Source organism: Paenibacillus filicis, from assembly GCF_038070315.1.
GTDB lineage: Bacteria > Bacillota > Bacilli > Paenibacillales > NBRC-103111 > Paenibacillus_G > Paenibacillus_G filicis.
In genome coordinates this window covers 212,223-222,805 of the sequence record NZ_JBBPCC010000014.1, presented here as the reverse complement: position 1 = coordinate 222,805, position 10,583 = coordinate 212,223, and the positions used below count along the sequence as shown (strand labels likewise).

At 48.8% G+C, this 10,583-nt stretch carries 10 protein-coding genes and 1 pseudogene; 7 read left to right on the top strand and 4 right to left on the bottom strand.

Annotated elements, in window-relative coordinates:
* Positions 1 to 730: 730 nt before the first annotated feature.
* Both WMW72_RS21275 and WMW72_RS21270 read left to right on the top strand, forming a co-directional pair.
* A pseudogene (locus WMW72_RS21275) lies at positions 731 to 853 on the top strand (transposase); the annotation flags it as partial.
* A gap of 88 nt (positions 854 to 941) precedes the next feature.
* Positions 942 to 2,159 (top strand): IS256 family transposase, encoded by a 1,218-nt coding sequence (locus WMW72_RS21270; protein WP_341417577.1) that lies wholly within the window; start codon positions 942 to 944, stop codon positions 2,157 to 2,159.
* Between the two features lie 639 nt (positions 2,160 to 2,798).
* Here the strand turns inward: WMW72_RS21270 and WMW72_RS21265 are convergent.
* From WMW72_RS21265 to WMW72_RS21255, 3 genes are all read right to left on the bottom strand, one after another.
* Entirely contained in the window at positions 2,799 to 3,089 is a 291-nt protein-coding gene (locus tag WMW72_RS21265) for a hypothetical protein (protein WP_341417576.1), read from the bottom strand.
* Positions 3,090 to 3,323: 234 nt separating this feature from the next.
* Positions 3,324 to 3,824, bottom strand: coding sequence for an SMI1/KNR4 family protein (locus tag WMW72_RS21260; RefSeq protein ID WP_341417575.1), 501 nt, complete (start codon positions 3,822 to 3,824; stop codon positions 3,324 to 3,326).
* A gap of 642 nt (positions 3,825 to 4,466) precedes the next feature.
* Entirely contained in the window at positions 4,467 to 4,916 is a 450-nt protein-coding gene (locus WMW72_RS21255) for an oxidoreductase (RefSeq protein ID WP_341417574.1), read from the bottom strand.
* 281 nt (positions 4,917 to 5,197) lie between these two features.
* Here WMW72_RS21255 and WMW72_RS21250 point away from each other — a divergent pair, with 281 nt between their 5' ends.
* From WMW72_RS21250 to WMW72_RS21235, 4 genes are all read left to right on the top strand, one after another.
* Complete coding sequence (locus WMW72_RS21250; RefSeq protein WP_341417573.1) at positions 5,198 to 6,028, top strand: undecaprenyl-diphosphate phosphatase; 831 nt, start codon at positions 5,198 to 5,200, stop codon at positions 6,026 to 6,028.
* 92 nt (positions 6,029 to 6,120) lie between these two features.
* Positions 6,121 to 7,554 carry a hypothetical protein gene (locus WMW72_RS21245; protein WP_341417572.1) on the top strand — a complete coding sequence of 478 codons (1,434 nt, stop codon included), beginning with the start codon at positions 6,121 to 6,123 and terminating at the stop codon, positions 7,552 to 7,554.
* A 238-nt stretch (positions 7,555 to 7,792) separates the two neighbouring features.
* Positions 7,793 to 8,377, top strand: coding sequence for a GNAT family N-acetyltransferase (locus WMW72_RS21240; RefSeq protein ID WP_341417571.1), 585 nt, complete (start codon positions 7,793 to 7,795; stop codon positions 8,375 to 8,377).
* Positions 8,378 to 8,432: 55 nt separating this feature from the next.
* Complete coding sequence (locus tag WMW72_RS21235) at positions 8,433 to 9,158, top strand: sulfite exporter TauE/SafE family protein (protein WP_341417570.1); 726 nt, start codon at positions 8,433 to 8,435, stop codon at positions 9,156 to 9,158.
* A 99-nt stretch (positions 9,159 to 9,257) separates the two neighbouring features.
* On the opposite strand, the gene WMW72_RS21230 is transcribed toward WMW72_RS21235, so the two are convergent.
* The gene (locus WMW72_RS21230) at positions 9,258 to 9,401 is read right to left on the bottom strand and encodes a hypothetical protein (RefSeq protein ID WP_341417569.1); all 144 of its coding nucleotides are present in this window, start codon (positions 9,399 to 9,401) and stop codon (positions 9,258 to 9,260) included.
* 133 nt (positions 9,402 to 9,534) lie between these two features.
* Here WMW72_RS21230 and trxB point away from each other — a divergent pair, with 133 nt between their 5' ends.
* Positions 9,535 to 10,482, top strand: coding sequence for a thioredoxin-disulfide reductase (gene trxB, locus WMW72_RS21225; protein ID WP_341417568.1), 948 nt, complete (start codon positions 9,535 to 9,537; stop codon positions 10,480 to 10,482).
* Positions 10,483 to 10,583: the final 101 nt, after the last annotated feature.

The window sequence follows — 10,583 nt, the reverse complement described above, 5'->3', positions numbered from 1 at the left end:
TGAATCGTCTCAGCAAATAGATTTTTCAATGCGTTTTGGGCATCTTGAGCCGTTACCAATTTATTCTCCTTGATAAACTCGCGGAGCTGCTGCTTCGTCCATAATCCCATGTGTTCTCCCCAACCTTTCTCTTATTTCCATTTTAATAGGTTTTGGGAGTTTACACACTTTATTTTACAGACTCCAGCAAGGTATAACGTACTTTTTGATGTATCTTTAATAATCACTAAATTATTGAGAATAAACATTATATTAACCAAAATGATCCCGAACATGAGCGTGTAGATCAAAACATCCTCTCCTCGAAAGCTTAAGAGCAAATGCTTATTCTGGCTAAGAGCATCTCGAGCTTTTAAAAAGTTATCATTACAGAACAAAAACCTATTTAGAGCTGAAACTGTGCTCTAAGAGAGCTTCGCATAAAAGATGGTAGTACCTTTTTTCCAGTTACCACCAACTATAACATTCAGTCTTTTAGATACACTGATTTTATAATTTCTGTCTAATTTCATCGTGACATAGATTATTTTTCCGCACGACACATTCTAAGTTGAATTTTTGAAGTGACTAGCATTTGAAAACACCACATGGGGAGGGTCGCATTGTAATTCACTATTAAATTTCTGCTTCTTCACAACAATCATATTTCTCTAGATCGACTACTATTTCTTCAAATGTATTCTCGGAAATTACTTTTATCATTATGAAGGGGTTATTACCTGGATCAGCCATAGGGGAATATGGGCTCACCGCATCGGCCTTGGATCGTTGGATCAAACAAGCACAAACCACAGGCTCTTTCTCGGAGAAAGACAATCGTTCTGCAGAAGAGAATGAACTAATTGCTTTGCGGGGTCTGTAAAATAGAACGTGGAACCTTTGAAATCGAGAAAAGTTGGGCATACTGACATCATAGAAAACTCGATTCGGAGGAAACCAAGATGACCGAAAAGTTTTGGACCAAAAGAGATATCCGTGCTTTTGTCGATGAACACAAGTTCCAATCCGTGGAACACATTCAATCGACGCTGAAAGACATGTTCAAAGATGTGCTGGAGGAAGCGCTGAAAGCTGAGCTCGATACTCAGCTCGACTATGCGCGCTACGATCAGAATAAAGCCACAAAGAACAGCCGTAACGGCTACGGGAAAAAGACCGTGCATACCGAGTATGGTGACATGGAGATTCAAGTGCCGCGGGACCGGCTGGGCGAGTTTAATCCCGTGGTGATCAAGAAAAACCAAACCAACGTGACCGGCATTGAAGACCAGGTCGTCGCCCTGTACGCTAAAGGTGTCAGCACCCGTGACATCCAGGATCACCTACAAAACCTCTATGGGATTGAAGTATCCCCAACTCTCATTTCCAATATAACCAATAAAATCGTACCGCTGATCAAAGAATGGCAAAGCCGCCCACTGCAGCCGGTTTATGCGGTCGTCTTTCTCGATGCGATTCACTTCAAAGTCAAGCAGGACGGGGCCATTGTGAACAAGGCGACCTACATGGTCATCGGGGTTGATCTGGATGGCAACAAAGATGTGCTGGGCATCTGGATTGGCGAGAACGAATCGGCCAAGTTCTGGCTAAGCGTCTTGAATGAGCTCAAAAACCGAGGCGTCCAAGACATCCTGCTCGTCTGCGTGGACAACCTGACCGGCTTCAGCCAGGCGATTAGCGCCAGCTTTCCGAAAACGGATATCCAAAAGTGCATCATACACCAAATTCGCAGTTCCACGCGCTATGTGTCCTACAAAGATCTGAAACGAGTTACGGCTGATCTCAAGCCGATCTACAAAGCACCGACGGAGGAAGCTGCGAGGGCGGAACTGGATCGATTTGAGGAAGAATGGGGAACGAAATACCCGTTACTCGTGAAGTCATGGCGGCAGAATTGGGAGGAGCTCTCGACCTTCTTTGCCTATCCGCCGGAGCTGCGCAAGCTCATCTACACAACCAACATGATCGAGGGTTACCATCGGCAGCTGCGAAAGGTCACCAAGGGCAAAAGCATCTTTCCGACCGACGAATCGCTGCTGAAGATGCTGTACCTGGCGACCATGGATGTACTGCGAAAATGGACAGGACGGGTGCAGAACTGGGGTCAAATTCTGCTGCAGCTCACGGTATTTTATCCGGAGCGCGTCCAGGTGCGCTAAGCGGCTTGATGGGGAGGGGGTGGGCCTGATAGGCTGATCGCCGGAGCGAAAAAGGCCCACAGGCCCCTTCGCCCATCGCGGGTGCATCGGGCCCGCCAGAGGCTCCGGTCAAGCTGCGGCTCGCTGTTTGCTAGATTCTGCTTTCAAAGGTTACACTTATTAATTGACAGTCTCGCTTTGCGGAACCGTATTCATGGAACCTTGAAGTATTTAACCCCTATTCAGTATCGTCATGCAGCCCTTAAAAAAGTTGTCTGATTTACTGTTGACAATCCAGCTGACAAATACTTAGGGCTGAGTTTTCTATTTACACTTAACACAGGCCTTTGCCAAAATCGTTCATTGAAATAGGAATGATCAGTAATCCTATTAAAAACTTCTACACAGTGCCATAGCCCATTTTTTGCATGCTAACACTTTCTCTATTCCTTCTCGAAGCAGTTCTAAAGATATTCATTTCTTTTCGGCAAAGCCCTTTGGCTTAGCTAAAAAAGTTTAATCTTAATTCACAGTAAATGATTCGAACCTTCACCATATTGATGTGCATTGTCGCTATTCTGTTCAGTAGGAAAATCAAACCAACTTTAGTTAGCTAACTTTCTTCAGCACTTGGGACTCGCGAGAATTGCCAAGACATAGCTATTTCTTCAAACGTTTTATATCTCCTTTTTCAACAATAAATGTATACTGTTTGTCCTTTTCTATTTCCAGCCAATCCTCCAGAGATATAGTGCAGCTCTCCCCTTTCCCAGACTTATTCGTTAAAACCAAGTAATAAGATTCATCCTTTTGATACTTATCCAAAACCGTCCTAGTTGTTTCAATAAGAATCATTTTTTTAGTACTTTCACAGGCGCTCGTCACTAAAACAAGCACCATTAAGAAAGTAATTAGAAGCTTTATTTTACTAATACTCCATCTCCCCTTCAATCAGGTGGAAATATCTTAGCGGATAATCCTTGCCGGATAATTCCATTGCGCCCCAGTTCGCTGGATCCAAAGCGCGGCGTTTAACATGTTTCAATGATTTTTTGGAGAACGTCCTCCTTAGACTTCCGGTTTAGCCCCTCGAGTCCATTTTCCTATAGGCTGTTCAGTGTTTATTAATAGTTTGGTAGGCACGTACACCTTACGACAGTAAGTCTTATTGTGGTGCAACTTCACTCACTCCACTTTCTTAATATCATCATACGCATCTCCAAGTGAATCAAAACTAGACTCAAGCCAATACCAATAGTTACCTTTGTTTTCAAACAGTCTGCCTAAAAGCTCCATGAATGAAAATGCGATTATGCTACATTCCCCTACTATGCCATGTCTATCTATAAAACTATCGTAACATCTCCCTATCCTTTTACCGTTCAAGTCAATTGTCAGATACTCGCCCGAACCATTATCAGCGATAATATACCAATCCGAGGTTATATCCTCAGAGCAACGCTCTCCTACAATAACAGGATTTGCAGGTACAAACTCTTCAGGACCCACAATGTTTACCGCGTAGTCTGAGCCTTGGAACAATTGGATTCCACCACATAAACTATAAAACTCTTTTAGATCCCGTGGTAAGTAATAGTTCTCTTCTATCCTAGGAATCCCTCGACTAGGGTGTACATTGCAGCTATAAGTAAGCTTAATCTCGTCAATAAGTTGCTTCAGATCCATAAGATTCACTTCCTACTAGATATAATTGTTAAAGAAGGTCATCTATCTAATTCATTTGCGCATCCGACATAAAGGCAAATAGCCCCCTCCCAAGTTCCTCAATATTCAGACTATCCCCTATTCGGGGGATTTTCTCAAAAAATTACTGGTGTTATCATTGCTTTACTAGAGGTGATTATATTGAAAAAAACAATTGATATTCGATCCATCTGTAGGCAGTTAAATATCGAGGTTAAAAAGTTTATTGCTTGATTTACTTCGCCAATCTATCTCCTTCGCCCCTCATGGATCAAAGTATTCAAACGGTTTCCTTCTATTAGGGATACTATTTTCAGCCTTAAACACGTTCGTCACCCAGCACACTCCACGCAGATATCTAGCATTGTGGCATACTTCCGTGCGCCGTTGATTTTGTATATCCGGTGGAGCGTGCCTTCTACAGCTCTGGCTTTACATGCCTGACCGCTTGAAATTCCTTCAAAGGTTCTATCATCACGACTTCCCAAGTTCCTCAATATCCTCTTATTTGAACTTATGCAGACTGGGCTCTTCTTGAAAAGTAATTTCCTTACCTTCGTGCAGAATTTCCTTCACGTACTTAGTGGTAATCCTTGTATCGGATACATCTAGTTGTGACTATTATTAAGTTTCTGCAGTTCCATAAGTACTCATAATTGCTTTTTCATAGTTTTCCCATTTAAAATAAAACGGCCCAAGATTGATAGATTTATGAGCATGCTCTTTTTTAAAGTCTTTCCAGATAACGATATCTTCCTCTCTATCGATTATAACTGAAATAAATCCACATTCTTCATCTCCACACCAAGGGCAAACTAAAATGGGGTATCTATTGTACATATACTCATGCTGTTGTTTCAGTAAAAAATAATCAATCATTTGTCTCTGATGCTCTACTCTACCCCAGCCTAAGGATGGGACCCTATCATACTTTTTGAGCATCTGATAGAGGGATCTACCGTCAATAATTAAATCTGCAAACTTAGTATTTTTATTTCCATCTTGATCAGGATCCATTTCATCAAATCGAAGTGAAGGTCTTGTTTCTAAGAGATTTATTTTTTCATTTATCATACATACCTCCATTAGAGCCCTGTTGGCATACCCAATTACGTATACCTTATCATACCAAACCTTGGAAAATAGTGGACCATTCTATTCGAAATTAAATCATGTTTGATAAGATTCTCCTCACCATCAATCACGGCATGACTCCCGCATCCATTCTGATCCTCAGAAGAAGCTGTCGCGAATCGGATAGCGTCTCCCCGGCATCTCTCCCCCTCCTCCCACATAAAGTAATACAAGCCCCTCTCCCTCATCTATCTCCCTTTCAGAAAGGATGAAACCGCCCCATGAACCTCTGGGAACTATGCGTCGCCATCGTATTAGGCTTTGTGGAAGGACTAACTGAGTTCGCCCCGATCTCCTCAACCGGGCATATGATTATCGTGGACGATCTGATCCTCCACTCGAAGCAGTTGTTCTCCCCCCCCGTGGCTAATACTTTCAAAGTCGTCATTCAATTGGGCTCTATCCTGGCCGTCATGGTGGTATTCAAGGACCGATTCTTAGATCTGCTCGGGCTGCAAAGAAACACAAGCTCTGACCGGCCATCCAACAGCCGCTTGAAGCTAACGCAGGTGATTGTAGGAATCATTCCATTCGGCATACTGGGACTTCTATTCGAGGACTTTATCGATGAGCACTTGTTCTCCGTGCGGACGGTCATCATGGGGCTGCTGCTGGGGGCGGTGCTGATGATCCTGGCCGACCATTTCCGACCCAAGCAGGCAGCGGTAGATACGGTGGACCGGATGACGTATAAGCAGGCGCTGGGGATGGGGCTGTTTCAATGTCTGGCCCTGTGGCCGGGCTTCTCCCGATCGGGATCGACGATCTCGGGAGGGGTACTGCTGGGCCTCAGCCACCGGGCGGCGGCGGATTTTACATTCATCATGGCGGTGCCGGTGATGATGGGCGCTAGCGGGCTTTCTTTGCTGAAAAACTGGGAGTACATGACGCAGGATGCCCTACCCTTCTTCATCGCCGGCTTTGTCAGCGCCTTCGTCTTTGCATTGCTTTCGATCCGCTTCTTTCTCAAGCTGATCCAGCGGGTGAAGCTTGTACCGTTTGCTTTCTACCGGATCGCATTGGCTGCCATTATTTACTGGTTATATTTCTGATCAAAAAGAATTGACAGGCCTGACGAGACGGAGTATGATCCTCTTAATAACCAACCATTTTTATCGGAATTCACTTACATAGGGGGATTATTATGTCATTCTTACCAGTATCCAAACGCCAAGAAGCAGCCCGCAAGCCTGCAGGCTGGAAGGTTCTGACCTTAACCGCCCTGCTGCTCGCGACTAGCAGCACTGGCCTGTCCGCTTACGCTCAGGACCAGACCACTGCGACCTATGCTCCGGTTACTACGCTGACTTTAACGCAATCATCGTCCGTTGACGCGATCAGCGCTGGACAATATTTACAGGACCGCTTCGGCCTCAAGCTGGCTGCTTCGCCATCTAAGGGCGAATTCGTAAGCGCTGTTGCCAAGCTAATTCAAGCCGCTCCAGCTAAATCCGACAAAGCCTTAGAGAATCCGTTCTCCGACATTGCAACGGACAATGCCCTGTACCAGCCTGCTCTAGCTTTGCAAGAGCAAGGTATCCTCAGCAGCGGCACGCTGCAAGCGGAATCCGCTCTGACGAGAGGCACTGCCGTCTATATCACCCTCAAGGCCGCCGGGCTGAAGGAACTGGCTTACACGTATCCAGAAGCCAAGGTGAAGGAAGCCGTCAGCAAGCTGGGCATTACGGATATTAGCGGGCTGACGCTGCAAGCGGCCCAAGAGCTGGCAGCTGCCGTCGATGCGGGCCTGGTGGCCCCGCAAGCGGCCTTTAACCCGAGCGCTCCGGCTACGAGCGAGTTTGCCGAAGGACTGCTGGACAGGTTGTTGTCCGTTCGTGGCGAGTCCAAGCGGTATATCGGATCTGTAAACGATGCCGATATTTTCGCTAAGGTCCATGCTGCGTTTGATACGCATAACCTGATCCAGGTGCCAGAGCTGCAGGAGATTGTCGACCAAGCGGTGAAGCAAGGCTTGGTCACCGGCTACAATCTGAAGGACGATCGCTACACGGCTCACTTCGACGAATCCCGCGCCCTCACCTACGGCCATAGCGACCTGAAGCACGCCATTCAGCTGATCGGTCTGCTGCGCAGCGAGAAGCTGAACGCCAAGGTTCAGTTGGAGCCCAAAACATCGGCATTCCTGTATCTGAAGGAATGGGGAGAGCCGCATCAATCCGACGACTACAAGGTCGTACAGATCGAGAACGGCAACTACATCGCGTATGCGAAGGAATTCGATCTGGCGTTCGAATTTGATACAGTCGAGCAGAAGGATAAATTCAACGGCGTGATTGAAGCCTATGCCAAAAAGGACAGCGAGAATCAGCCCGGCTTGATCGCAAGCTCCTGGTGGCAGCCGCTGTACTACTCGCTCCGCAAGGAGGCCGGTTATGTCGAAATCGCCAATAACCGGATCGATCAAGGCCATTACTATGCTCAAACCTTCTCGCTGACAGAGAAGACAGCCGAGATTGGCGAAGGCTTGAAGAAAATCAAGCCAGGCACCGAGGTGAAATCGTACCACTTCTGGGTGGACAAGCCGTTCTACAACTACCTGAATGGCGAATCCAAATAAGTTCAACTAACAGCCGCCGGATGATCGGGCAGCCTCGGATAGAGGCTTTCCATCACCCGGCGTTTTTTCGTTACGGGGAAAGTCCCCACTGCCTCAAGCGGCAAGGTGAAGCTTCACTTCCTTACGTTCTCGGACATACTACATTCCGTATCTGCACAGCCGCTTTTTTGGCTCTTGATCCCGATTGGATAGTTATGGTAACCTTACAAAAACCAATCGACTTCCAGGAGGTCAGCCTATGCCTAATTCAGATGTAAATCCTTTATTATTGGACTTCCTCGAAAGCTTTGAAAGCGACCGTCTGCTAATTCGCGCTCCACTCTGGGGCGACGGAGCAATCGTCAACGAGGCTGTGCATGAAACGATCGAAGAGCTGCGTCCCTGGATGCCTTGGGCTCAAAGCCTGCCCAGCCTAGACGCTTCCGAAGAAGATATCCGTAAGGCGCGACTGAGCTTCCTGAACCGTTCCGATCTCCGGCTGCTCCTCTTGTCCAAAGATACGGGAGCGCTGATCGGCTGCAGCGGCCTTCATCGGATCGACTGGGATATCCGCAAATTCGAAATCGGATACTGGCTCCGCACGACTTGTGTGGGTCAGGGATATATGACCGAGGCCGTGGGAGCGATCGAACAATTCGCGATCCGTGAATTGGGCGCTAACCGCATTGAGATCCGCTGTGACAGCCGCAACCGGCGCAGTGCTAACGTCGCCGAGCGTGCAGGCTTCACACATGAAGCCACACTGCGCAGCGACAGTATCGCGGTCGACGGTACGCTGCGGGATACGTTGATTTATGCCAAGGTTCGCGGCGTGGAGTATTAAGAACGGCCCCGTTCAGGCAGAATGAATACGGAAATTTTATTTAGGAGATCTCCTCTTGGAACCCTATTTATTTGTACTGCTGGTAGGACTGGCCGCGGGTGCTGTCAGCGGTGTAGTCGGCACAGGCTCGTCCATCATGCTGCTGCCTGTGCTTGTGCTCACCTTTGGCCCCAAGCAAGCCGTACCGATCATGGCCGTAGCAGCTCTGATGGCGAATCTCGCCCGAGTGCTGGCCTGGTGGCGGGATCTGGACTGGCGGGCATTCGCCGCCTACTCGGTCCCGGGAGTCCCGGCCGCGGCGCTGGGCGCGCGGACCCTGCTGGAGCTTCCTTCCATCTGGCTGGAAGCAGGACTTGGCCTGTTTTTCCTGATGATGATTCCCGTTAGACATATTCTGGCTGCCAAACAGATTCTTATCCGCTGGTGGCAGCTTTCACTCGCTGGAGCGGGCATCGGCTTCCTGACGGGCCTAGTGCTATCCACCGGTCCGCTAAGCGTACCGGCTTTTGCCTCATACGGATTAGTGAAGGGCGCTTTCCTCGCTACGGAAGCCGCTAGCTCGCTCGCGCTATATGCCAGCAAGGTCGCAACCTTTCAAGAGCTCGGTGCCTTGCCGGCGGAGCTTCTCATGCATGGCTTGATCGTGGGAGCGTCGCTTACGCTCGGTACCTTTGCTGCCAAAGCCTTGGTCCGGCGCATGAAGGCCGTTACGTTTCAGTATGTGCTGGATGTGCTCCTGCTCGCCTCCGGACTTTCCCTGCTATGGGCTGCGCTTCGCTAGCCTGGCAGATATCCAGCTTCGCAGCGGGACAACACGCTAAGCTGAGAAAGCATATGCGGGTATCGATTCCCTCAAGGAATGCCTTTGGAATAGAGCAGCTTAATAAGCTTCCCGTCCACCTGTACAGAGCACTTGGTCATCCGCAGCGTATCCTGTATACTGGAAATGATGGACAGACGCCGCATGACGGGAATACTTCGTAAGACGACCTTCTTCAGAGGTAGTAGGCATAGATGTCGTCATGGAAGCGCCGAATCGGACCTATCTTCATCCGATCTTCATCAAATGATCATGAAGCGCTCATGATCTGTGGAGCAAGCACTGGTATACTATGAATATGAGCTAGACAAGAACCAAGGAAGCGGAGGCAATCACTATGTACAAATCGATCATTATCGGAACCGGACCTGCCGGCCTGACGGCGGCTATCTACCTGGCACGCGCCAACCTGAATCCCCTCGTTATCGAAGGACCTGAGCCGGGCGGACAATTGACAACGACGACTGAAGTCGAGAACTTCCCAGGGTTCCCTGAGGGCATCATGGGTCCTGAGCTGATGGACAATATGCGCAAGCAAGCCGAGCGTTTCGGCGCTGAATTCAAGACTGGCTGGGTGAACAGTGTCGATCTGTCCCAGCGTCCGTTCAAGCTGAACGTCGAGGGCATGGGAGAACTGGTCGCCGAGAGCATCATCGTCTCCACGGGCGCATCGGCCAAGCTGCTCGGCATTACCAACGAGAAGGAAAGCATCGGACGGGGCGTCAGCACATGCGCAACCTGTGACGGGTTCTTCTTCCGCGGCAAAAAAATTATCGTGGTCGGCGGCGGCGACTCCGCGATGGAAGAAGCAAACTTCCTGACCCGCTTCGCGTCCGAAGTGACCATCGTTAACCGCCGCAACGAGCTGCGCGCGTCCAAGATCATGCAGGACCGTGCAAGAGAGAACGAGAAAATCAAGTGGAACCTGAACCGGACGCCGCTTGAGGTCATCTCTGGCGATAAAGGCGTTACCGGCCTCAAAGTACGCAACAACGAGACCGGAGCCGAGGAAATCGTCGAAACCGACGGCATCTTCGTCGCGATCGGCCACAAGCCGAACACCGGCTTCCTGAACGGCCAGATCAAAACCGACGAGGTTGGCTACATTCTGGTACAGCCAGGTACTTCCCAGACGAACATCGAAGGCGTATTCGCCTGCGGCGACGTTCAGGACAGCAAGTATCGTCAAGCGATCACCGCAGCAGGCAGCGGTTGTATGGCGGCACTGGAAGCTGAGAAATTCCTCGACGGCCATATGGTTCATGAGTGGAGCCTTAGCCTGTAAGCGACAAAAACATACAGCGACGGGAACCTAATATATAGAAGGAGTGCGTACCGGTGACGGTTTCCGCACTCCTTTTTCTACATGGACCTGAAGATGGACGG